Genomic DNA, 22594 nt, shown 5'->3' with positions numbered 1-22594 from the left:
AGTGATTGTTTGGACGGTTGCCAACCAAAAAGGTGGGGTCGGTAAAACCACCACAGTAGTCTCGTTAGCCGGTATTCTGGCTCAGCGTGGACAGCGTGTGCTATTGATTGACACTGACCCCCATGCTTCCCTGACTGCATATCTCGACTTTGATTCAGACCGGCTGGACGGCACTCTCTATGAGTTGTTTCAGGCTGCCAAACCTACTGCCGAGCTGGTCAATAAACTGACGCTGAGAACCAAATTCGAAAATATCCATCTTCTGCCGGCTTCCATCACATTGGCTACCCTGGATCGGGTGATGGGAAACCGGGAAGGGATGGGATTGGTGATCAAGCGTGCCCTGCTGCGTATTCAGGATCAGTATGACTATGTGCTCATCGATTGTCCGCCGGTGTTGGGCGTCATGATGGTCAACGCTCTGGCGGCCTGTGATCGGATACTGGTACCGGTACAAACCGAATTTCTGGCGCTCAAGGGGCTGGAGCGGATGATGAAAACTTTCGAAATCATGCAACGCTCCAAGCGGGAGAAGTTCCGCTTCACCGTGATCCCCACCATGTTTGACAAGCGAACCCGCGCCTCCCTGATGACCCTGAAGTCCATCAAGGAACAACATGGCGATGCCGTATGGAACGCCGTCATCCCCATCGATACCAAGTTTCGGGATGCCAGTTTGCTCCACATTCCCCCTTCTATTTATTCGCCGAGCAGCCGCGGCACTTATGCCTATGAGACTTTGCTCAACTATCTTGATGCCCAGGAGCGTCAACGTGCTCATGAGGTGACATCATGAGAGACACAACTCAAGTGAGGGCAATGGATGATTACTTCCATTCCCTGTTGCTGGATGAGGTCCTGCTGACGGAGCCGTCAGAAGAGCTTGAACCTGCGCCCGTGATCTTGTTGCAACGCCAGCCTCTTGCTGCTCCCGAGGTAGTCGTTCAACCCTATCTGGAAGCGGATGAACGGCTCGAACAGCTGAGCGAGTTGCTCGCCCAGGTGGGTCAGGTGCAGTTTGAAATGGATGCCCTGAGCCATGAAGAGGTCATCAGCGAGCCCTTGCAGATCGAGGCTGAAGATGCCTTGTTGCCGGTTGAGCCTGTCTGGCCAGAGGAGATGCCGGCCCCGGCGGTGGTCGAACCGTCAACGCTGGTGATGACAGAAACGACGGTAGAGCTGACGCCTCAAGAAGAGGTGGCACCATCGATCTGGGAAAACATCGATACCGGCAAGGAATTTCAGGCGCTGTTCTTCGAAGTTGCTGGCGTCACCTTTGCAGTGCCCCTGACCGAGCTCGGCGGGATCCATCAGATGGGCGAAGTCTCGTCGCTGTTTGGTCAGCCCGACTGGTATCGTGGCATCATGACTTCCCGCGAGCAGAAGATGAACGTGGTGGATACCGCGCAGTGGGTGATGCCGGGTCAGCATCTGGAGATACCGGATTACAAGTATCTGATCATGTTGGGTGAATCTCCCTGGGGGCTCGCCTGCCATCATCTGAAAGGCACAGAGTTATTGCATCGTGATCAGGTCAAATGGCGTCATCAGGAGGGTAAACGCCCCTGGCTGGCTGGCATGGTCAAGGAGAAGATGTGCGCCCTGCTGCATGTCAGGGAATTGCTCCTGCTGCTGGAGCGCGGGGTCAACATAGAAGGTCGCTGATAACTTCTGCACTTGTGCTGTTTTATTGCTAGTTTTACCAGTAGACGTTTTCATAAAAGGAATAAAAACATGACAGAAAAGCGCAATATTGCACAGAATCTGGCCGAAGATGAAGTGCTGCAATGGGTCACCTTCCAGCTGGAAAATGAAACCTACGGCATCAACGTGATGCAGGTGCAGGAGGTGTTGCGCTACACCGAAATCGCCCCTGTGCCGGGTGCGCCCGAGTATGTGCTGGGTATCATCAACCTGCGCGGCAATGTGGTGACCGTCATCGACACACGTTCCCGTTTCGGCCTGCCTTCCGGCGATGTGAGCGAGAACTCGCGCATCGTCATCATCGAGGCGGAGAAGCAGGTGATTGGTATCATGGTCGACAGTGTGGCCGAGGTGGTCTATCTGCGTTCCTCCGAGATTGATGCCGCCCCTGCGGTGGGTACCGAAGAGAGCGCCAAGTTCATTCAGGGTGTCAGCAACCGTGATGGTCAACTGCTGATCCTGGTCGATCTGAACAAGCTGCTCTCCGATGAAGAGTGGGAAGATATTGGTTCCCTCTGATAGAAAGGTGATGTTTTGATTATTGAAATAGCTGCCTTGGGGGTGTCCTTGTTGGCGTTGGTGCTGGCCCTGTACGGGGTGATCAGTAGTCGACGTGGTCAACGAGAGTCCGAGGCCAGGGTGGAGACGCTGCAAGGCCAGCTCGAGAGTCTGCGGAAGCAGATGATGGAACTGCACACGGGGGCCATCGGCATGGGCCAGCGTTTGCAGTCGGTCGAAGGGGCCATGCAGCAGGTCAACGATCGCCAGCAGGAGCTGACCCTGCAGGATCCGGAACGCCGCCTTTACAGCCGTGCCGCCAAGATGGTCGAGCTGGGTGCCGACCTCGACGAGGTCATGAACGAGTGCGAATTGCCAAAGGCCGAGGCTGAACTCTTGATTTCATTGCGAAAAGGCCGCTCATAAATCATCGGGAAGGCGCTCGCCTTCCTGATTTTCATCTCCCGCTTTGCGCACCGAAAAGGCGGGATCTTCCCCACAAATCCTGCTGATAATTGGCATCTTTGAAAAGACGCATTCTAATACTGTGTTAATATGCAGGCCGCCTCTTTTCATCTGATTACATCCTCATGCTGCTTCAAGTTAACAATCTGAGCTGCGTGCGTGAAGATCGCACTCTGTTTGAACACCTCTCCTTTGCGGTGGCTCCCGGCGATCTGGTGCAGATTGAAGGTCCCAATGGCGTGGGCAAGACCAGCCTGTTGCGCCTCTTGACGGGTCTGTCCCAGCCGTTTGCCGGTGAAGTGTGCTGGAATGGCGAAAATATCCGCCACTGTCGCGATGAATATCATGCCAACCTGCTCTATCTGGGCCATCAGCCCGGTGTCAAGGCGGCGCTGACACCGCTCGAAAATCTCGCCTTCTATCAAAAACTGCATCATCCGACCCAAACCGGGGTGGATCTGTGGCGAGTGCTGGCCCAGGTCGGGCTTGCCGGTTTCGAGGACAATCCCAGCGGGCAACTCTCCGCCGGTCAGCAGCGCCGGGTGGCACTGGCAAGGCTTTGGCTCAGTGATAAACCGGCGCTCTGGATCCTGGATGAGCCCTTTACCGCCATCGACAAGCAGGGGGTCAAGGTACTGGAACGCCTCTTCCTGGCCCACGCCGAGCGGGGAGGTATGGTGATCCTCACCACCCATCAGGACATGACTCTGATGCAGGGACGGTTGAAGACCCTGTCGCTGACCCCTTTGCTGCAGGAGTAGCTTGATGTTGCGCGCCGTAATCCAGCTTATTCACCGCGAGTTGCTGATGGCTCTGCGCCAGCGCTCCGACATTTTAAACCCGCTCTGGTTTTTCCTGATCGTCATTACCCTGTTTCCCCTCGGCATAGGCCCTGAGCCCAAGCTGCTGGCTCGCATTGCCCCTGGTATCATCTGGGTGGCCGCCTTGCTGGCTGCGATGCTCTCCCTTGAGCGGCTGTTTCGGGATGATTTCAGCGATGGGTCGCTGGAGCAGATGATGCTGATGCCTCATCCCCTCGGGCTGCTGGCGCTGGCAAAAGTGATCGCTCACTGGTTGCTGACCGGGCTGCCACTGCTGCTGATCTCACCGCTGCTTGCCATCCTGTTGTCACTGGATATGAACTCCTATCTGGCCGTGGTCGCGACCCTGGCGCTGGGAACCCCTGTGCTGAGCCTGCTCGGGGCAGTCGGCGTCGCCCTGACGGTGGGGCTGCGCAAGGGCGGTGTCTTGCTGAGCCTGCTGATCCTGCCGCTCTATATTCCGGTACTGATTTTTGCCACCTCCGCCATCGATGCGGCGGGGATGGGCTTGCCCTATGCTGGCCAGCTCGCTATTTTGGCCGCCATGCTGGTGGGGGCTTTGACCCTGACCCCGCTGGCGGTATCGGCGGCGCTCAGGGTCAGCCTGAACTGACGATGGACATGAGCACAGGGCTCCTGATGGGTCATTGTGGAAAAATAATGTTGCGATGGATCAAGAAGAGGGTCGCTTATTGCTTTCGGGGTATTTGATGTCACCCCGAGGTCAGTATGGTAGGCCTCGCCAAACAATTAATAACAAAAAGGTTTTGTGAGCTATGTGGAAATGGTTGCACCCTTACGCTAAACCCGAGCGAGCCTATGGGCTGGCAGGGACCTTGCTGCCCTGGTTTGCCGTGACAAGTCTGCTGTCATTTATCATCGGTACTGTCTGGGGGCTGGCCTTTGCGCCGGCCGACTATCAGCAGGGTGACTCCTTCCGGATCATCTATATCCATGTGCCCTCCGCCATTCTCTCCATGGGGGCCTACTCCACCATGGCGGTGGCCGCCTTTATTGGGCTGGTGTGGCAACTGCGAATGGCCGACATGACGGTGGCGGCCATTGCGCCGGTCGGTGCCGTGTTCACCTTTATTGCGCTGTTTACCGGTGCTGCCTGGGGCAAACCCATGTGGGGCACCTGGTGGGTATGGGATGCGCGCCTCACCTCGGAGCTGATCCTGCTGTTTCTCTATCTTGGTGTGATCGCGCTTTACAACGCTTTCAGCGACAAGGTGGTGGCGGGCCGCGCCGCTGGCATTCTGGCACTGGTGGGGGTGATCAACCTGCCCATCATTCACTACTCGGTTGAGTGGTGGAACACCTTGCACCAGGGCGCCAGCATCACCAAGTTTGACAAACCCTCCATTTCCCCCGAGATGCTGTGGCCGCTGCTCATCATGATACTGGCGTTTGCCGCCTTCCTTGGAGCCTTGACCCTGATGCGTTTTCGAAACGAGCTCTTGATGCGGGAGTGGCATCGCCCCTGGGTCATCGATCTTGCCAAGCAGGAGAAGTAAGCATGCACTTTGCCTCTTTCAGTGACTTCATGGCGATGGGCGGTTACGCCTTCTATGTCTGGCTTTCCTTTGGTCTGACCCTGATTTGCCTGGTTGGCATCGTCATTTCCACCCGTATAAAAACCCGCAGCCTGCTTGGCGAGTTGCGTAGCAAGCAGGCGCGAGAGGCCCGCCGCAAGGCAGCCCAGCAGATGGAGAACACCCTATGAACCCGAGACGCAAAAAACGCCTCACCATCATACTGGCGATCAGTGCCGGTTTGGCCGCCGTGATCGGCCTGGTGCTCTACGCCCTCAGCCAGAACATCGATCTCTTCTACACCCCGAGTGAGCTGGTAGAAGGCAAGGGACCGGACAAGATAAAGCCCGAAGAGGGGCAGCGTCTGCGTATTGGTGGGCTGGTGGTACCGGGTTCAGTGCTGCGAGATCAGCAAAGCCTCAAGGTAGCCTTCAAGCTGGTGGACAACGGCGGCCATCTGGTGACCGTCGAGTTTGACGGCATACTGCCCGACCTGTTCCGTGAGGGGCAGGGCATAGTGGCCCAGGGTACCCTCAAGAACGCCACTACGGTGGAGGCGTTCGAGGTGCTGGCCAAGCACGATGAAAACTACATGCCGCCGGAAGTGGCCGATGCCACCAATGGTATGCATTTCAAGCCGGAATATACCGAGGCGCAGTTGAAAGGAGCCAAACAATGAGTCTGGCTACCCGCTCACCGTTTTCATCGTTTCTCACCCGCGCACAGGTGTGTGCTGTCACTCAACCTGAAGGAACTCTGAAATGATCCCGGAATTAGGGCAGTTTTCACTGATCCTGGCCTTTGCCACCGCCATCTTGCTGGGGGTTTATCCCTTGCTCGGCGCTCAGTGGGGGCGCCTTGGCATGATGTCGACCGCCCGTCCGCTGGCCTATGCCCAGTTTTTGCTGCTGTTGCTGTCGTTTCTGTGCCTGACCTGGGCCTTTATCGACCACGACTTTACCGTGCAGTATGTGGCCACCAACTCCAATACCCTCTTGCCGCTGGCGTATCGGATCTCTGCCGTCTGGGGGGCCCATGAGGGCTCCTTGCTACTCTGGGTACTGACGCTGGCAGGCTGGACGGCAGCGGTGGCCCTGTTCAGCCGCAGCCTGCCGCTCGATGCGGTAGCGCGGGTGCTCGGGGTTCTGGGGCTTATCTCGGTTGGTTTCACCGCCTTTGTGCTCTTTACCTCCGACCCTTTCACCCGGACCCTGCCTTACTTCCCTGTGGATGGCCGCGATCTTAACCCCTTGTTGCAGGATCCGGGTCTTATCTTCCATCCGCCCATGCTCTACATGGGGTATGTGGGCTTCTCGGTCGCCTTTGCCTTTGCCATCGCCTCCCTGATGACGGGGCGTCTCGACGCCACCTGGGCGCGCTGGTCCCGTCCCTGGACCATGGCGGCCTGGGTCTTCCTGACCTTGGGCATAGTGCTTGGCTCCTGGTGGGCTTATTACGAGCTCGGCTGGGGTGGCTGGTGGTTTTGGGATCCGGTAGAAAACGCCTCCTTCATGCCCTGGCTGGCAGGTACTGCCCTGCTGCACTCGCTGGCGGTAAGCGAGAAGCGGGCTACTTTCAAGGCCTGGACAGTGCTGCTGGCACTCTCCGCCTTCTCCCTGAGCCTGCTCGGCACCTTCCTGGTGCGTTCCGGCGTATTGGTGTCGGTGCATGCGTTTGCCTCCGACCCGACCCGCGGCCTGTTCATTCTGGGCTTCCTGCTGGCGGTGATCGGCAGCTCGCTCTTGTTGTTCGCCTTCAAGGGCTCGCAGGTGAAGAGCCACGGCAAGCACGAGCTGTGGAGCCGCGAGACCCTGCTGCTCGGCAACAACATCATGCTGGTGGCGGGTCTGCTCACCGTGTTGCTCGGCACCCTGTTGCCGCTGGTGCACAAGGAGCTGGGACTTGGCAGCATCTCCATCGGCACGCCCTTCTTCAACCACATCTACAGCTGGCTGATCATTCCGTTTGCCCTGCTGATGGGGGTTGGCCCGCTGTTTCGCTGGCGCCGTCAGGGGCTGGGCGAACTCAAGGGCAAGGTGATCCTTGCCCTGGTTCTGAGTCTGGTCTCCGCCATCTTGCTGCCACTGTGGCTGGCCGAGGAGTTCAAGCCCTGGGCTGCTGTGGGAATTGGGCTGGGGACCTGGATCATCATCACCAGCATCCAGGAGACCTGGGTACGCGCCACCCACAAGCACTCCTTCGCTACTGGGGTGCGCAAGCTGGGCAACAGCCATTGGGCCATGATCCTGGGTCACGTGGGGCTGGCCGTCAGCATCATAGGTATCGCCTGTACCCAGAACTACAGCATCGAAAAAGATCTGCGCATGCAGGCCGGCGATCGGGTGCAATTTGCCGATTACGAGTTTGTTTTCACCGGCATTCGGGAAAAGAATGGTCCCAACTACGACGGCTTCAAAGGTGTGCTGGAAGTTCACAAAGATGGCAAGCAGGTAGCCCTGCTCAAACCCGAGAAGCGGATGTACACAGTGAGCCGGATGCCTATGACGGAAGCGGCGATTGACGCCGGTTTTACCCGGGATCTCTATGCAGCGCTCGGCGAGCAGTTGGACAACGGCGCCTGGGCTGTGCGGATTTATTACAAACCCTTCGTTCGCTGGATCTGGTTCGGTGGCGTCTTCATGGCCATTGGCGGCGTGCTGGCCATACTGGACAAGCGTTACCGTTTTGGCCGTCGTGAAGAGGAAGCCAAGGCATGAACAAGAAAACCTGGCTGTTTCTGATCCCCTTCATTATTTTTCTGTTGGGTGCTGTCTTCCTGTTCAAAGGGCTCTATTCCGACCCCACCAAGCTCGAGTCAGTGATGGTGGACAAGGAAGTGCCCGTGTTCACCCTGCAGGACATCTACGACCTGAACAAGCAGCATGATCGCAGCATTCTCAAGGGGCGCCCCATGCTGCTCAACGTCTGGGCTACCTGGTGCCCGACCTGCTACGGCGAACACACCTACCTCAAGCAACTGGCGGAGCAGGGCATCCCCATTGTCGGCATGAACTACAAGGATGAGCGGGACAAGGCCATCCGCTGGTTGACCGAGCTTGGCAACCCCTATCAGGTCAATCTGTATGACCCGGATGGCATGCTGGGGCTGGATTTGGGGGTCTATGGGGCACCCGAGACCTTCTTTATCGACAGTCAGGGCATCATTCGCTATCGCCATGTGGGGGATGTGAATCCACAAGTCTGGGCCACTACCCTCAAGCCCATCTTCGAGTCCATGAAATGAGAAGGCGCCTGATGAAAACACTGATTGCCTCCCTGCTGTTGCTGGCGGGATTGGGTGGCGCAGGACAAGCCCTGGCTGCGATTGATGTCTATACCTTTGACACTCCCGCGCAAGAGCAGACTTTTCGCGAGCTGACCCGCGAGTTGCGCTGTCCCAAGTGTCAGAACCAGGACATCGCCGATTCCAATGCAGGGCTTGCCAAGGACTTGCGGGACAAGACCTACCAGATGGTACGTGAGGGCAAGGAGAAGCAGGAAGTGGTGGACTACATGGTCGCCCGCTACGGCAACTTCATTTTGTATAATCCGCCGCTGATGGCGTCGACCCTGATCCTCTGGCTCGGCCCGCTGTTGGTCATCGTCATTGGCGCCGTCACTGTGGTGGTGCGCAGTCGCCGTCGTCCCGTCATGGCCAAACAGGCGGATGGCGCCCTGAGCGCACAGGAGCAGGAACGTCTGGCTGCCCTGCTCAAAGAGGAAGAGAAAAAATGACCGCATTTTTGATTGTGATCGCGGCCTTGCTGGTGTTGGTGAGTCTGACCCTGGCGATGCCGCTGTGGCGTGGTGAGGGCAAGCAGAGCATCAGCCGTTCGGCTCTCAACAAGCAGCTTTATCGTCAGCGTTTGCTGGAAATCGGCGAAGAGCGCGAGCAAGGAATATTGGCGGAGGAGCCGGAATCCCTGGTCGAGCTGCAACGCAGCCTGCTGGATGACATCCCCGATGTGGAGCAGAGCGCCCGTGGCGGCAAGAGCCTGATCTGGATCCCGGGTGTGCTGGTGCTGGTGGGGGTGAGTCTGGGGCTCTATTACAAGCTGGGTGCCTGGCAGGAAGTCCAGCGCTGGCAGGATGCCAGCAGTCGACTGGGTGAACTGAGCAACCGCATTCTGGTCGAACGGGATGCCCAGGTGACCGAGCAGGACCTGCTGGACTTCATGCTGGCGTTGCGCACCCGTCTGAAAGACGAGCCGAATGATTACCGTGGCTGGCTGCTGCTGGGTCGTTTGTCGCTGGATGGCAATGATCCTGACATGGCCCGCGAGGCCCTTGAGCGCGCCTACGATCTGGCTCCGCAGAAGACCATGGTAGCCGTGCCCTACGCCCAGGCGCTGATGATGACGGGGGATGACGCCCAGGCCGATGAGCTGCTGCGTAGCGCCATCGCGCTGGATCCGGCCAACATAGAGGCCCGCTCCGTCTATGCCTTCATGGCGCTGCAAAAAGAGGACTTCAAGACAGCGCTGATGCGCTGGCGCGAGATGCTGCCGCTGATGGAGAAGGGCTCGACCCGCTACGCCATGGTGGAGCGCTCCATCGACTATGCCGAGCAGCAGTTGAAACAGCGTGGCATAGCGGTGACGATCCCTGGTGCAGCCAACAAGAGTGACGAGCAGGGGCAACAGCTGGAGGTGAAGAAAGGGGAGTTTCCGATCCATGTCACCCTGGCTGCCGGCATTCAGATGCCGGAAGATGCTCATCTGTTCGTTTTTGCCGTGGTGCCCAATGGACCGCCCATGCCCATTGCCGTGAAGCGCATCGCAGGACCCACTTTGCCTGTTACCCTTTCTCTTGGGGATGGTGATGCCATGATGGAGGGCAGCAAGCTTTCCGCCTATCCGCAACTGCAGTTCAAGGCACGGCTTTCTCGCGGCGGCAACGTCATGAACAAGGAAGGGGCGTTCGAAGGGGTATCGACATCTATCCCGACGGATGCGATTCCTTCAGCGCCGATTGACATCCGTATCGATCACGCCCTCTAATACCCCTTTGCCCCGCCCCTCTATGGGGCGGGTGCCTATAATTCGGATTAATCACAATAAGAAACTAGGACTTCCATATGTATGTGCGTTCAGTGGCATTGATGGCGGCATTGTTGTTGGGAGGCTGTGCGGGTGGCCCACCCAAGCCGGGCCCCGAGAGTCTTGATCTCAATGAAGCACCGGGTCGGCCCGAGGCGACCAGCACTGCCAGCGATGGCCGCGACCCCTTCCAGGGGGCAAACCGGGCCATGTGGGTGGTCAACTACGATGTGCTGGAGCCCTATGTGGCCCGCCCCGTGGTGCATGGCTATGCCCGCTATATTCCGCAAGGCATGAAGGATGGCATCGAGAACCTGGTTGAGAACTTCAACGAGCCGAGCAGCATGGTCAACCACCTGATCACCGGTGACTTGCAAGGCGCGGGAACCAACCTCGGCCGCTTTACCCTCAACACCACTATCGGTTTGCTGGGTATCTTCGATGTGGCCAAGCATGCCGGGCTCGAACGCGACAAGCTGGAACTCAATACAGTACTGGGTCGTGCCGATATCGGCGATGGTGCCTATCTGATGGTGCCCGTCTACGGTCCTACCACGACGCGCAAGCTGGTGGGGGATACCATAGATACCATCTACTTCCCCTATGCCCTGTTGACGCTGCCGCTGCGAGTCACCCACTGGATGCTGGATGGATTGGGTACCCGATCCAAGCTGATCGATCAGGAGAGGATCATCGACAACGCGCTCGATCCTTATGCCCTGACCAAGGATTTCTATCTTCAGCACAACCAGAACAAAGTGACCGGTCGTCAGACCGAGTTTAGGCAGACTCCGGCGGAGAAAGCTGACGATGCCAATCTGGATGACTATCTGGACGAGATAGACCAGTGATACCACTGGCTGTCGATAACAGGCGCCTTCGGGCGCCTTTTTCATATCTGCTGCCAGCTCATTTCTGCCATAAAAAAACGCCCCGCAGTGCGGGGCGTTTTGGCAAGAAGCGGCTATCAGGCAGCCAGGTTCTTGGCCACGAATTCCCAGTTCACCAGGGTCCAGAAGGTTTCCATGTACTTCGGACGCAGGTTGCGGAAATCGATGTAGTAGGCGTGTTCCCACAGGTCGACGGTCAGCAGCGGTGTAGTACCAGCTTCGGTCAGCGGGCAACCGGCGTTGGAAGTGTTGACGATGGCCAGGGAGCCGTCGGCTTTTTTCACCAGCCAAGTCCAGCTGGAACCGAAGTTGCCGATGGCAGACTTGGTGAAGGCATCCTTGAACTCGGCGAAGGAGCCAAACGCCTTGTTGATGGCATCAGCCAGGGCGCCGGTCGGCTCGTTGCCACCGTTCGGGGAGAGGCAATGCCAGTAGAAGGTGTGGTTCCAGATCTGGGCGGCGTTGTTGAAGATGCCGCCAGTGGAGGTCTTGATGATCTCTTCCAGAGACTTGCCTTCAAACTCGGTACCTGGCACCAGGTTGTTCAGGTTGACCACGTAGGTGTTGTGGTGCTTGCCGTGATGATATTCCAGAGTTTCCTGGGAGATGTGCGGTTCCAGGGCATTGATTGCGTAGGGCAGAGCGGGAAGTTCGAAAGCCATTTTCTACTCTCCATTGGCTGGCCGTGCGAAGGCGACGGTTGCAAGACATTGCGTACTCTTTTCTATTTTGAAAAGAATTGTTCTTGAAATGATGGGGCCAGATGGCCCAAAGCCCGTCGATTGTACCAGCATCAAAGATGGGCTAACAACTCTTGATTCTCGCCATGATCCGGATCAAGCTACGGCGTATTGATTCATCACTTCTTGCATTCAGGACGGTTTGTCAGTTTGTGGTCTGCAAGGATTGCAGTAGAATGGCCGCCGAAATCGCTCTAGTGAGGCACCTATGGAAACTATTGAAAAGATCAAACAGCAGCTGGCTGACAATCCCATCATCCTGTACATGAAGGGTTCCCCCAAGCTACCCAGCTGCGGTTTCTCTGCCCAGGCCTCCCAGGCTCTGATGTCCTGTGGCGAGCCGTTTGCTTATGTCGACATACTGCAAAATCCGGACATCCGTGCCGAGTTGCCGAAGTTCGCCAACTGGCCCACCTTCCCGCAACTGTGGGTAGAGGGTGAGCTGGTCGGGGGCTGCGATATCCTGATCGAGATGTTCCAGGCCGGCGAGCTGCAGACCCTGATCAAGGAAACTGCCGCCAAGCACAAGCAGGATGACGTTGCTGCCGAATAAGGTCGCATCTGCATCATGCAAAAAGGGGAGCCAATGGCTCCCCTTTTTTATCACGGTAGACAGGATCAGCTGATGCGCTCGATCCGCGCCATATAGAAGCCGTCAAAGCCGGTCGCTGACGGGCTGACGGTGTGGTCATCCCGCAGACGATAGTTGTCGTTGGCAGCCAGGAACTTGTCTACTTGCTGACGGTTCTCCTGGGGCAGGATGGAGCAGGTTGCATAGACCAGCAGACCCCCCACCTTCACCATCTGGCTGTAACGCTGCAGTATCTCCTCTTGCAAGGCTACCAGCACCGGCAGTCGCTCGGCGGTGTCGCGCCATTTGGCATCCGGATTGCGCTTGAGCACGCCAAGACCGGAGCAGGGCACGTCCAGCAGTACGCGATCGGCGGTGCCTTTGAGGCGCTTGACCGTCTTGCTGCTCTCGATGACGCGGGTTTCCACGTTGTGGGCACCGGCACGGCGGGCGCGCTGCTTGAGGTTTTCCAGTTTCCACTCTTCCACATCCATCGCCAGCAGACGGCCCTTGCCCTGCATCATGGCGGCTATGTGCAGGGTCTTGCCGCCGGCACCGGCGCAGGCGTCGATGACTCGCATGCCAGGGGTGACTTCCAGCGCGGCTGCAACCAGCTGGGAGCCTGCGTCCTGCTGCTCGAACCAGCCGTCGGCAAACGCCTTGGTGCGAAACAGGGCCGCATCAGAGGTGACCTGCAGGGCGGTAGCGACCCCTTCAACCGGAATTGTGTTGACCTGCTCCTTGGCCAGCGCGGCTTGCAGCTGCTCCCGCGTGCATTTGAGGGTGTTGACCCTCAGGTAACGCTTGGGCATCCAGGCCAGGGCGGCGCGCTCTGCAGGCCAGGCCTCGCCCAACTGCTCGCTGCCCAGTTTTTCCAGCCAGGCAGGGCAACCATCCATCAGCACCGGATTTTTCTTCGCTTCTGTCAGGCGGCGACGGAATGCCTCTTCGTTGAAGCGATCCAGGGTCGGGTGGTTGGACTGAACTATCTTGTGGAAGGCGTGCCAACTGTGCAGCAGTGGCCAGACGTTTTTTTCGGCCTGACGCACCTGAATACCGGTCAGGGCGCAGTAGAGGCTGAGGCGACGCAGCAGGTCGCCGGTGACCAGGGCAATCCTTGCCTGTTCTTGTGGCTTGATTTCGATGCCGGAGAAGTGACGTGCATAGGCTCTGTCCAGGGTGAGACCCTGGCCTAATACATCGTCAACTATGGCAACGACCAGATCCCCGGAACGGGGCAACAGTGGGGACTTGAGCATGAGATTAACCTTGGCCAGATAAAGATGAACCGCCTCCCTATCGAGCGCGGTTCTAAAACTGATAAATCCGCGCAATGATAGGGGTTAGACAGGGTTGGCGCAACACTCCCCATTCGGGGAATGTACAGACGATGGCGCTGGACTAATCGGACCAGCAGGAAAATGATGCCGATGGTTGTTCAGCTGAGTGCATTTAAAAGGACTAAAAAGATGCAGTTGATGAAATATTCGCCCCTGGCGCTGGTTGTGGCCAGCCTGATGAGCTCTGGTGGCCTTGCGGCCAAGGAGTGGAGCACTGTGGCGGCGCGCGCCACGGTGACTGACGGTTATGACGTGCGGGCGAACCAGTTTCGAGTGGCCAAGGTGCCCCTCGATTACTTTGCCGGACTGCAGGCCGGGGGACGCCAGCTGACCTTGCCCCTGCCTGACGGGGGGGAAGTGACCTTCGCGCTGCAGGCCTATGACCTGCTGCCCGCCGATCTTGCCGTCAAGTATCCCGATATCCTGACCTTCAAGGGTCATAATCCGGCTGCGCCGGTAGAGACGGGCCGTTTTGATCTTGGTCCGCAGGGCTTCCACGCCATGTTCAGCCATCAGGGCAAGATGGTGTTCGTCGATCCGCTGCCCAATGCCGAAGGCTATGCCGTCTACTACCAGCAGGATGCCTACAGCCGGCTGGAAGAGGAGGCCGACAAGGTGATCGGTCATGACGCCAACACCCTGGCCCGCAAGGTGCAGGTGGATGGCAACGAGCGCAAGCGCTATACCATAGCCATCTCGGCAGCCGGAGAGTATACCCAGTTCCACGGTGGCTCCAAGGTCTTGACCATGGGAGCGATTGCCACCTTGCTCAACCGGGTGAACGAGGTATATCAGCGCGACGTGGGGGCCGAGTTCCAGCTGGCCAGCGGCAATGACGCCACGGATTTCAATGTCAACGGCCTGGTACAGGCCACTGCGCAGACCTTGCCTAGCGGGGCGCTGGGGCCATTCGACATAGGTCATGTGGTCAATACCGGCGGTGGTGGTCTGGCCGGATTGGGGGTGCTCTGTACTGCCACCAAATCGAACGGCATGACAGGCTCATCCAACCCAGTGGGAGATGCCTTCTTTATCGACTATGTGGCACACGAAATCGGCCACCAGTTCGGTGCCGACCACACCTTCAACGGTACCACCAACAGTTGCGGCGGTGGCAACCGGGTAGCCAATCAGGCCTGGGAACCGGGCAGCGGCACTTCCATCATGGCTTATGCCGGTATCTGTGGGGATGAAAACATCCAGCGGCAAGGTGATCCCTATTTCCACAGCAAATCCATCGAGCAGATGCGGGCGCACATGGCCACTGTGCCGACCTGTGGCACCACACTGAGCCTCAGCAACAACGCACCTCAGGCCGCAGCGGGTGCCAATTACGCCATTCCTGCCAATGTCCCTTTTGTGCTCAGAGGGGCAGGGGCGGATCTGGACAAGGATCCCCTGACCTACACCTGGGAGCAGATCGATCTGGGCACAGAGTCCAGCAGTACCCTCGACATGATCGACGATGGTACCCGCCCGCTGTTCCGGTTCGTCTCGCCCACCAGCTCGCCGGAGCGGATCCTGCCAAGCTTGCCCTCCCTGCTGACCGGTACCCTGGCCAAGGGCGAGGCCTGGCCCACTACCAACCGGGAGCTCAACTTCCGGCTCACTGTGCGTGATGGCCAGGGCGGCGTCGCCAGCGATGATATGAAGGTGCAGGTAGTCAACACCGGCAGCGCCTTCCGCCTGACCAGTCCGTTGGGCGTGACGGTGACGCCGGGGGCCAGCCAGGCCGTCAGTTGGGATGTGGCTGGCACCCATGCTGCGCCTATCAACTGCAGCAAGGTAGACCTGTTCGTGACTCAGGATGAAGGGGCAAACTGGTCGACCCTGGCCAGCAGCCAGCCCAACAGTGGCTCGGCTACCGTGACTCTGCCGACCAACCTCACTAGCAGCGTCAGGCTGAAGGTGGCCTGTAGCGACAACATCTTCTTCGCCATCAGCCCGCTCAAATTGCCGGTCGCGCAAAGTGGCGGCAGCTCGGGTGGTGGTGGCGGTGGTTCTCTTGGCTTCTGGGCACTGGCGCTGGCCCTGTTCGGCTGGCAAAGGAGGCGGGCATGAGGCTGGCAGGCTTGCTGCTGCTTGCTCTGCTTGGTGGATGTCAGGCGGATGCCGAGACGCTGGAGCAGACGGTCAGCGCCAGCCTTGCCAGGCAGGATTACCGGCTGATTGTGCGGGCCGGGCGCGGAGAAGTGGCGCCCGGCATTGCGGCAAGTGAGCAGGAAGCCGCCAAGGCGCGTTGTGGCGTACGCTACCTCGATGGACTGGGAGATGTCATCAGACCCGGTCAGGAAGAGGCTCAGGCCAGGCTGAGGGCCTATGCGGCCGAGTATAACCAGCGCATGCTGGCCCATTGTCCATCGGCTGTCGGCAAGCAATAAGTCCGCAGCCGGGTGTGGGCAGAAAAGGGGAGGCGCAAGCCTCCCTTTCTTTTTTGGCGCTGGCATTTGACCGCCCCGAGGCTTGTACCCATGGCGTGCTCGTCGCACAATGCCAGCACGCATGGCCGCATCGGCGGCAAAAAGAGAGAAGGAAAATCAAGATGATGGATGTGGCTGATCTGCGCCGTGAATACACCCGGGGCGGATTGCACCGGGCCGATCTGCCGGCCGACCCCCTGGCCCTGTTCGAGAAGTGGCTGGCCCAGGCCTGCGAGGCCAAGTTGACCGATCCCACCGCCATGGTAGTGGCGACCGTGGATGCCGAGGGGCAACCCTGGCAGCGCACCGTACTGCTCAAACACTACGATGCCCAGGGCATGGTGTTCTACACCAACATGGGCAGCCGCAAGGCACACCAGCTGGAAGGTAATCCCCGCATCAGTCTGCTCTTCCCCTGGCATACTCTGGATCGCCAGGTGCACGTCACCGGCCGGGTGGAGAAGATGAGCACCTTCGAGGTGATGAAGTACTTCCACAGTCGCCCCAAGGATAGCCAGATAGCTGCCTGGGTCTCCAAGCAGTCGACCCGCATCTCGGCCCGCGGCGTGCTGGAGGCCAAGTTCCTCGAGCTCAAGCAGAAGTTTGCCAATGGCGAAGTGCCGCTGCCGAGCTTCTGGGGCGGCTATCGGGTGGTGATCGACACGGTAGAGTTCTGGCAGGGGGGCGAGCATCGCCTGCACGATCGCTTCTACTACACCCGCGAGGGAGATGGCTGGCACATAGAGCGGCTGGCACCCTGAGAGTCTGTTTTATCCCGTTCAATCTCCTGCGCTGACAAGGAGTCTGTATGCGTCTGTATGGCGACCTGAGATCCGGCAACTGTTACAAGGTGTGGCTGCTGGCCCGTTGGCTCGAGCTGCCTCTGACCTGGGTACCGGTGGATATCCAGGCAGGTGACACCCAAACCCCGGCCTTTCTGGCCATGAACCCCAACGGCAAGATCCCCGTGCTGGCCATCGATGAAGGGGATACGTTGGCGGAATCCAACGCCATCCTCTTCTATCTGGCGCAGGGCTCCACGCTCTGGCCGGCAGATCCCCGCCAGCAGGCCGAGGTGCTCAAGTGGCTGTTCTTCGAGCAGTACAGCCACGAGCCCTACATAGCCGTGGCGCGCTTCATCGTCCACTATCTGGGGCGGCCGGAATCTCAGGAGGCACGGCTCGATGGCCTCAAGGCCGGTGGCGAGCAGGCGTTGGCGGTGATGGAGCAGCAGCTGAAACAGAGTCCCTACCTGTGCGGGTAAACGCCGACCATCGCCGACATGACTCTCTATGCTTACACCCATGTGGTGGAGGAGGGGATCTTCTCCTTGCAGGGCTGGCCTGCCATCCAGGCCTGGATCGCCCGCCTCGAGGCTCACCCCCGTCACCTGAGCCTGTCAGGCAAGCTGATGGAGCTGCTTATCGAGCGGGCGCTGTGGCAACCCCATTGGTCTCCTGTGCTGCAAGCCTGGCAGCGGCAGGGTCATTGCTGGAAACTGCTGCTGTGCAAAGAGAGCGAATTCCATCTGGGGCAGGGGGCTGATCTCTGGTCTGGCTGCCCCCCTGATGGCATCTTGTCCGCCAGCGGGCTGCTGGCGGCCTGGCTCGACGGCGATCTGAGCGCGGATCCCTATGTCGATCCCAGCCGCCAGATCCTGATCAGCGCGTCCCCCTCTCTGCTGACCCTGGCCAAGGAGAGCGGCCTGCTCACCCTGGGGCCGCTCGGGGCCGATCTGGTGCTGACCGCGGATGACGACATGGGCGCCGTGCTCAAGCGCCTGCTTGCCCGCCGCTTGACCGTGCCCCTGCTGCGTGAATCCGCTCTGGCGTCACCCTCTGGCAGCCCCCTGGTGTTGCGGCCATTGCTGGCCGACGACGAGGCCGAGGTGGTGCGCTACTGCAGCGATGAGGCGCTCTCCCGCTATACCCTCAATATTCCTCACCCTTACCCGCCGGAAGGCGCCCGTGACTGGCTCGCCAGCAGTGGGCGCAAGGGCGCGCTGGGGCTGGGCTGGAGCTGGGCCATGACGCTGCCGCAGGGGGTTGAAGTGGCCCCGCTGGTCGGGGTGATTTCGCTGCACTGGAACGGCGAGCTGGCCTGGTGGGTCGGTGTTCCCTGGCAGAACCGGGGGCTGGCTACCCGGGCTGCGCAGCTGGTCAAGTCATTTGCGTTCGACATCTTGCAACTGCCGGCGTTGATCGCCCGTCATATGCCGGGCAACCTCGCCTCCGGTCGGGTGATGGCCAAACTCGGCATGCACTATCGCGGGCTGCGCGCCCGAACTGCCCAGCAGCCGTGCGAGGTGAGCTATTGGCGACTGGACAGGGCCATCCCCCTGCCCGAGCCAGTGATGCAGCAACTGGCGCCCTGGCTGGCGAACGAGCGGGTGGCCGTGGCTATTTTGCATGGTGCCGATGCACAGGCCGGGTTGGGTCATGACGGCTCGTTTCAGCTCACCCTGTTTCTGGATGACAAGTGCATACCCACCTTGCCAGGTGCAGCACCCTATGATGGGGCCCTGTTCGACATTGTGTACCATCCGCTCAGTCAGCTGGAGCAGGTCGAGCCCGAGCAGTTGCATCTGCTGGGTGGCTTGCTGCTAAAAGACAGGGACGAGCAGGGGCTTGCCTGCCTGCCTGCTGCAACTGACCAGTCTGCTGCGCCAGGGGCCCGTCCTGCTCACCCGCACGCAGCGGCAGCAGCGGCTCGACTGGATTGACAAGATGGCGCGTCGCGCCGGCCTTCCCGCGGCAGGGGGCCTTGATGGGGCTTCGGTCGCGGGGCGTTATCATCAGCTCTGGCTGCTGGTGGAGCTGCCAGAGCTTGTCGATGAGCTGGCCGGGCGCTGGCATCAGGGGCCTGAGCTTGCTCTGGCACGGCTGGAACAGGACGATGCCGAGCTGTTCGCGGCCTACGGTGAGGCCATCACGGCCATGACGCCGGTGGCCTTGCAAGGGGTACTGCGGCTGCTTGCGGCTCGCTTTCCTGAGTCCACCCTCCCATTTCTGGACAAAGGTGCTCAGGCCGACCGGCACTTTGTGGAATAATGCCCGCTCTGCTGTACGAGGAGTAACGCGGTATGCTGAGAACCGAGCGCCCCGGCGATATGCTGCCGGTCTATGAACTGGTGAGCGCCGCCTTTGGCCGTTCCGATGAGGCCGAACTGGTCAACCGCCTGCGCGAATGTGGCGCTGCCGTGGTGACCATGGTCGAAGAGGAAGAGTACGAGTTCATGGGGCACCTGATGCTGAGCCCGATCACCATTAACGGCATGGAAGGGCCCTGGCTCGGTCTGGCGCCTGTTGCCGTCCATCCGGACTGGCAGGGGCAGGGTATCGGCTCGGATCTGGTGCGTGAGGGGCTGGATACGGCGCTGGAGATGGACTGGAAGGCGGTGGTGGTGCTCGGCGATCCGACCTACTACGGTCGCTTCGGTTTTCGTCCCGCCAGCGAGTTCGGTCTGCACTGCATCTATGAAGTTCCCGCCGACTGCTTTCTGGCGATGGAGCTGCAGGAAGGCGGCCTGGCTGGCATGGCTGGCGAAGTGCTCTACCACCCCCTGTTTGACGAGATCCCCGAAGAACAATGAGCAAAAAACGGCAGCCTTCAGGCTGCCGTTTTGTTATCAAGACAGAGCACGCAATCTTTCTTCTTTATATCTGGCTTCCTCTCTTCCTTTTCCTTCCCCTTCATTGTCATCAGAGGCTGAGCTCCGCGTCCTTGCAACCGGATGGGTGAAGGCGTGCCCGGGAGCCTTTGGTCTCGGGGAAACGCTACGCTGATTTTTCAAGCAATGCCGCAGCATTGACCCAATACCGGACCTGGGGGGAAGTCCTGTTTTCAAGCGGTTTTTCCTTCGCAATATCTTGTTACAAATTTTCCCGCAATAAAGTCTGTTTTTGTCTAACGGGTAGCATTTTTTGGTTTGACCTCATTATTGATGTTTGACTCAAATGAGAATATGAAGGTAGGTTGTAAAATATACAAACAAGGATGCGTGGCTGGATTGCTGTAGCTTTAATTATCTATATTTTCTTTTGTTTTATAAATATCAGTAGCGTAGTTGCCACTTACGTATTAATTATGCTGATGTGGTTACCTGTTTTTACCTGTCACCCTAAAAACACTCATATGCTCAGTCATTATGATATGACCTGCCCGGCTATTGTATGAAGAAACTGAGCAATCTGGAAAACCATAGAGCACGGATAGAGATATATTATATGAAAAAACTTTCAGAGATTATTCATCGTGAAGTTTCACAGGGTCGTCGCGACTTTCTCACTTTCTCTTCCATGTCATTGCTTGGCTTGGCTGCGAGCAGTGTTTTTCCTGCCCCGGTGAAGGCCGCCATTTCTATCCTGAATAGTGGCACTTTCGCTGAACTGGATGAGATCGACTTTTACGTGATGGCGTCTAACCAGCCCACCGTTGATTCGAATCGGGTCAATTTTGTACAAGAAACTGATGAAGCTCAATATCTTGCCCAAGTGATGTTTCAAGAGTTAATGAATTTCGAATTCCAGTATCAGAACGGCACATTAAGTGCAGACTTGGGCGCTGGCATGAAGCCTAATGATAAGGTGCTGACAATGAGTGATGGCATCAACTCGGTTAACGCCATTTTCACCAGCAATCGACGCTATTTTACTGACAACATGGTTGAATATGTAAGTGGCTTGCTGCAACACTCATATAGCAAGCAAACTAATGTCACTGTGGCTGACCGGAAGCTTTATAACTCTTGGGATATGGTTAAGGTAAATGCGAATATTAAGCAAGCAGAAAAGGGAGCGCAATTTAAAGAGATTATCGATCAGCTATACTCTGTCGCCATCCATTATTGTCAAAATGGAAAGTTAACCACCTACAAAGCAGGGGGGGAAAGTTGGGCTCGTCAACTTATCGAACACTACTCCAAGAATGAGGTGTTAGACGAACTGATCAGTTCTTTTAAAGTTCAGGAGTATCTGGGATCGGGCTCATCGTTTGAAAAAGCGATGTGGAAAGTGTATAACACCATCAATAAAGTAAGGGCACTCAATATTTCATCCGGTCGTCGCATCACCGAGGATGAGCTGAAAACATTTGAACGCACCATGGCGGGTTCTGTTTACAGCGGGTTTGCCATGAACATGAGCTGGGGTCACCAAAGCGAGAAATACACAGTCCTGGCCAACAGGAGAAATTTCGATGATGTGGTGACCTTGCTGAGAAATGAAAGCGGTACTCAGCGCACCTTCTGGAGCAATTTTTTCAACAGCAATAGCCCAGATAGTTTCTGGAATGAACTGAATAATATGAGCTTGAGAACGAGCACCTTGCAGTATGGGGATGCCCAGCGGCGTATTCTTAATAAGTACCCCAGTCTGGCAGGGGCGACGGGCAGTGTGGCTCCCACAGCCTTCTCCGGTGTGGCTCCCGCTGCCTTCTCCACAGATTCATTCCTTTCCGTGTTCACCTTGTTGCTGGGAGTAGGCAACTTTACCTGGTTGACGGCGACCGAGCGGGAGGAGTGGAGCAACCCTGTTCCTTTGATGGAGTTGGGGGCCGCCCTTTTTGATACGGTACTGAATGTGATCCAGCTCGGTCGGTTCCTTGATAAAGTGACCATGTTTATTTATGGCAATGGTGAAGGAATCATAAATAGCATAGCCATTAATATGGGGAAATTCAGTCAGTTTTTGAGCAACCTTGCAGCCAAAGGCGAGCATCTCACGAATGTGATAGAGCGGCAGATAGCCAGCAAGATGTTTCTCGCCACTCAAAATATTACACGGGTTATCAATATATGTTTTGTTGGATTGGCAGCGCTGGGGGCGGCCTTGGCAGCGTATAACCTATATCAGGCTGTCGAGGGCGGGGATATTGGGGATATTATATTTGCGGCAATCAACATGCTGGTCGCCACGGTGGCGTTGGGCGTCGCCATTGCCTCTTTTATGGGGCTTGCCATTGCCGGCCCCTTGGGGATTATTATTGCGGTGATAGGCATAGTGGTGGCCATTGCCCAGTGGCTCTACACGTTACTAAAAAAAGAAGATATCAAGCCTACCCCGATCGCGAGATATACCAACGAATATATTAAGCCACGGGGGCTTGAGTATGAAGACCTTGGTGCATATATTTGCCGGGTATCCAGTTACTGGAAGCGAACTATGGTATGTGCATTTGATGCAAAGACCATGAATACCGATTGGGATTACGTCCCAAGTATCGCTGATCATGATAACCCGATTTATACTCAGCCAGGGGCATTGGTAACCTCTCCAAGAAATGGCAAGATTTATAACTTTGCCAATATTCAGAAGCCAGGTTACGGAAATATATCGAATTTCTTCACTGCGGGCGCCACAACACCAATCAGTAACTGGTGGCCGGGGAGTGATTTGCAGACCTGCTTACATGCCGTTGAGAGTCAGGCAAGCAATAATAGTCGCGCTGCAATATTTGTGGTGCTGAGTAACAGCTCAAGCTTTTCACGCGCCTTCTTGACGTCTCATCTGGAAGATGCCCCGACAAGTAGCAATGAACTGACGAGTCAATTAAATCTAAATAACTGATCCTA

General features: G+C 57.6%; 25 protein-coding genes and 1 pseudogene. 23 read left to right on the top strand and 3 right to left on the bottom strand.

Annotation, left to right across the window (positions count from 1 at the left end):
• The first annotated feature begins 1 nt into the window (after position 1).
• The 4 genes from AXW79_RS16565 to AXW79_RS16550 all read left to right on the top strand — a co-directional run bounded on the left by AXW79_RS16565 (position 2) and on the right by AXW79_RS16550 (position 2628).
• The gene (locus AXW79_RS16565) at positions 2 to 796 is read left to right on the top strand and encodes a ParA family protein (RefSeq protein ID WP_011898511.1); all 795 of its coding nucleotides are present in this window, start codon (positions 2 to 4) and stop codon (positions 794 to 796) included.
• A complete protein-coding gene (locus tag AXW79_RS16560; protein ID WP_011898512.1) occupies positions 793 to 1665 on the top strand; it encodes a chemotaxis protein CheW in 873 nt (290 codons plus the stop codon). The genes AXW79_RS16565 and AXW79_RS16560 overlap by 4 nt, the downstream gene beginning before the upstream one ends.
• A 69-nt stretch (positions 1666 to 1734) precedes the next feature.
• Entirely contained in the window at positions 1735 to 2223 is a 489-nt protein-coding gene (locus AXW79_RS16555) for a chemotaxis protein CheW (RefSeq protein WP_005298836.1), read from the top strand.
• A gap of 18 nt (positions 2224 to 2241) precedes the next feature.
• A complete protein-coding gene (locus AXW79_RS16550; RefSeq protein ID WP_043134707.1) occupies positions 2242 to 2628 on the top strand; it encodes a DUF2802 domain-containing protein in 387 nt (128 codons plus the stop codon).
• Here the strand turns inward: AXW79_RS16550 and AXW79_RS23020 are convergent.
• Positions 2623 to 2778 (bottom strand): hypothetical protein, encoded by a 156-nt coding sequence (locus tag AXW79_RS23020; RefSeq protein WP_155268749.1) that lies wholly within the window; start codon positions 2776 to 2778, stop codon positions 2623 to 2625. The two genes, AXW79_RS16550 and AXW79_RS23020, sit on opposite strands and share 6 nt — an antisense overlap.
• Before the next feature lie 14 nt (positions 2779 to 2792).
• On the opposite strand from AXW79_RS23020, the gene ccmA reads away from it, so the two are divergent.
• The 10 genes from ccmA (at position 2793) to AXW79_RS16500 (ending at position 10913) form a co-directional block, all read left to right on the top strand.
• On the top strand, positions 2793 to 3428 hold the full coding sequence (gene ccmA, locus AXW79_RS16545; protein ID WP_005319269.1) for a cytochrome c biogenesis heme-transporting ATPase CcmA: 636 nt from the start codon (positions 2793 to 2795) through the stop codon (positions 3426 to 3428).
• 4 nt (positions 3429 to 3432) lie between these two features.
• Positions 3433 to 4101: a heme exporter protein CcmB gene (gene ccmB, locus AXW79_RS16540; RefSeq protein ID WP_005319265.1), complete on the top strand. Its 669-nt coding sequence runs from the start codon at positions 3433 to 3435 to the stop codon at positions 4099 to 4101.
• 163 nt (positions 4102 to 4264) lie between these two features.
• Positions 4265 to 5005, top strand: coding sequence for a heme ABC transporter permease (locus AXW79_RS16535; RefSeq protein WP_005319261.1), 741 nt, complete (start codon positions 4265 to 4267; stop codon positions 5003 to 5005).
• A gap of 2 nt (positions 5006 to 5007) precedes the next feature.
• Entirely contained in the window at positions 5008 to 5214 is a 207-nt protein-coding gene (gene ccmD, locus AXW79_RS16530) for a heme exporter protein CcmD (RefSeq protein ID WP_005319258.1), read from the top strand.
• Positions 5211 to 5702, top strand: a complete 492-nt coding sequence (gene ccmE / locus AXW79_RS16525) for a cytochrome c maturation protein CcmE (RefSeq protein WP_005319256.1) — start codon at positions 5211 to 5213, stop codon at positions 5700 to 5702. The genes ccmD and ccmE overlap by 4 nt, the downstream gene beginning before the upstream one ends.
• Positions 5703 to 5784: 82 nt before the next feature.
• The gene (locus AXW79_RS16520; protein WP_005319252.1) at positions 5785 to 7740 is read left to right on the top strand and encodes a heme lyase CcmF/NrfE family subunit; all 1956 of its coding nucleotides are present in this window, start codon (positions 5785 to 5787) and stop codon (positions 7738 to 7740) included.
• Positions 7737 to 8267: a DsbE family thiol:disulfide interchange protein gene (locus tag AXW79_RS16515; protein ID WP_005319248.1), complete on the top strand. Its 531-nt coding sequence runs from the start codon at positions 7737 to 7739 to the stop codon at positions 8265 to 8267. The genes AXW79_RS16520 and AXW79_RS16515 overlap by 4 nt, the downstream gene beginning before the upstream one ends.
• Positions 8268 to 8278: 11 nt before the next feature.
• Positions 8279 to 8758, top strand: coding sequence for a cytochrome c-type biogenesis protein (locus AXW79_RS16510; protein ID WP_005319244.1), 480 nt, complete (start codon positions 8279 to 8281; stop codon positions 8756 to 8758).
• Complete coding sequence (ccmI, locus tag AXW79_RS16505) at positions 8755 to 10023, top strand: c-type cytochrome biogenesis protein CcmI (RefSeq protein WP_005319239.1); 1269 nt, start codon at positions 8755 to 8757, stop codon at positions 10021 to 10023. Before AXW79_RS16510 ends, ccmI begins: the two co-directional genes overlap by 4 nt.
• 77 nt (positions 10024 to 10100) lie before the next feature.
• Complete coding sequence (locus AXW79_RS16500) at positions 10101 to 10913, top strand: MlaA family lipoprotein (protein ID WP_005319235.1); 813 nt, start codon at positions 10101 to 10103, stop codon at positions 10911 to 10913.
• A gap of 116 nt (positions 10914 to 11029) precedes the next feature.
• Here the strand turns inward: AXW79_RS16500 and sodB are convergent, their stop codons facing one another.
• On the bottom strand, positions 11030 to 11614 hold the full coding sequence (sodB, locus tag AXW79_RS16495; protein WP_005319233.1) for a superoxide dismutase [Fe]: 585 nt from the start codon (positions 11612 to 11614) through the stop codon (positions 11030 to 11032).
• 286 nt (positions 11615 to 11900) lie between these two features.
• On the opposite strand from sodB, the gene AXW79_RS16490 reads away from it, so the two are divergent.
• Positions 11901 to 12245 carry a Grx4 family monothiol glutaredoxin gene (locus AXW79_RS16490; RefSeq protein ID WP_005319230.1) on the top strand — a complete coding sequence of 115 codons (345 nt, stop codon included), beginning with the start codon at positions 11901 to 11903 and terminating at the stop codon, positions 12243 to 12245.
• Between the two features lie 65 nt (positions 12246 to 12310).
• Here AXW79_RS16490 and AXW79_RS16485 read toward each other — a convergent pair whose 3' ends face one another.
• Positions 12311 to 13522, bottom strand: coding sequence for an RsmB/NOP family class I SAM-dependent RNA methyltransferase (locus tag AXW79_RS16485; protein WP_005319227.1), 1212 nt, complete (start codon positions 13520 to 13522; stop codon positions 12311 to 12313).
• A gap of 210 nt (positions 13523 to 13732) precedes the next feature.
• On the opposite strand from AXW79_RS16485, the gene AXW79_RS16480 reads away from it, so the two are divergent.
• The 8 genes and pseudogenes from AXW79_RS16480 to AXW79_RS16450 all read left to right on the top strand — a co-directional run bounded on the left by AXW79_RS16480 (position 13733) and on the right by AXW79_RS16450 (position 22589).
• On the top strand, positions 13733 to 15664 hold the full coding sequence (locus AXW79_RS16480; RefSeq protein ID WP_005319224.1) for a zinc-dependent metalloprotease family protein: 1932 nt from the start codon (positions 13733 to 13735) through the stop codon (positions 15662 to 15664).
• Positions 15661 to 15984, top strand: coding sequence for a hypothetical protein (locus AXW79_RS16475; RefSeq protein WP_005319219.1), 324 nt, complete (start codon positions 15661 to 15663; stop codon positions 15982 to 15984). Before AXW79_RS16480 ends, AXW79_RS16475 begins: the two co-directional genes overlap by 4 nt.
• Positions 15985 to 16145: 161 nt before the next feature.
• Positions 16146 to 16784 (top strand): pyridoxamine 5'-phosphate oxidase, encoded by a 639-nt coding sequence (pdxH, locus tag AXW79_RS16470; protein ID WP_005319216.1) that lies wholly within the window; start codon positions 16146 to 16148, stop codon positions 16782 to 16784.
• Between the two features lie 47 nt (positions 16785 to 16831).
• Positions 16832 to 17422 (top strand): annotated as a pseudogene (locus tag AXW79_RS16465) (glutathione S-transferase family protein); the annotation flags it as partial.
• Between the two features lie 12 nt (positions 17423 to 17434).
• Positions 17435 to 18745 carry a GNAT family N-acetyltransferase gene (locus AXW79_RS16460; protein WP_227534473.1) on the top strand — a complete coding sequence of 437 codons (1311 nt, stop codon included), beginning with the start codon at positions 17435 to 17437 and terminating at the stop codon, positions 18743 to 18745.
• Complete coding sequence (locus tag AXW79_RS23825) at positions 18651 to 19073, top strand: hypothetical protein (RefSeq protein WP_231109934.1); 423 nt, start codon at positions 18651 to 18653, stop codon at positions 19071 to 19073. Before AXW79_RS16460 ends, AXW79_RS23825 begins: the two co-directional genes overlap by 95 nt.
• A gap of 32 nt (positions 19074 to 19105) precedes the next feature.
• Positions 19106 to 19615 carry a GNAT family N-acetyltransferase gene (locus AXW79_RS16455; protein ID WP_005319210.1) on the top strand — a complete coding sequence of 170 codons (510 nt, stop codon included), beginning with the start codon at positions 19106 to 19108 and terminating at the stop codon, positions 19613 to 19615.
• A gap of 634 nt (positions 19616 to 20249) precedes the next feature.
• The gene (locus tag AXW79_RS16450; protein ID WP_236614852.1) at positions 20250 to 22589 is read left to right on the top strand and encodes a hypothetical protein; all 2340 of its coding nucleotides are present in this window, start codon (positions 20250 to 20252) and stop codon (positions 22587 to 22589) included.
• The last annotated feature ends 5 nt before the right edge of the window (positions 22590 to 22594 follow it).

It is taken from the genome of Aeromonas salmonicida subsp. salmonicida, assembly GCF_001643305.1.
GTDB lineage: Bacteria > Pseudomonadota > Gammaproteobacteria > Enterobacterales > Aeromonadaceae > Aeromonas > Aeromonas salmonicida.
This window is presented reverse-complemented; position numbering and strand designations above follow the sequence as displayed.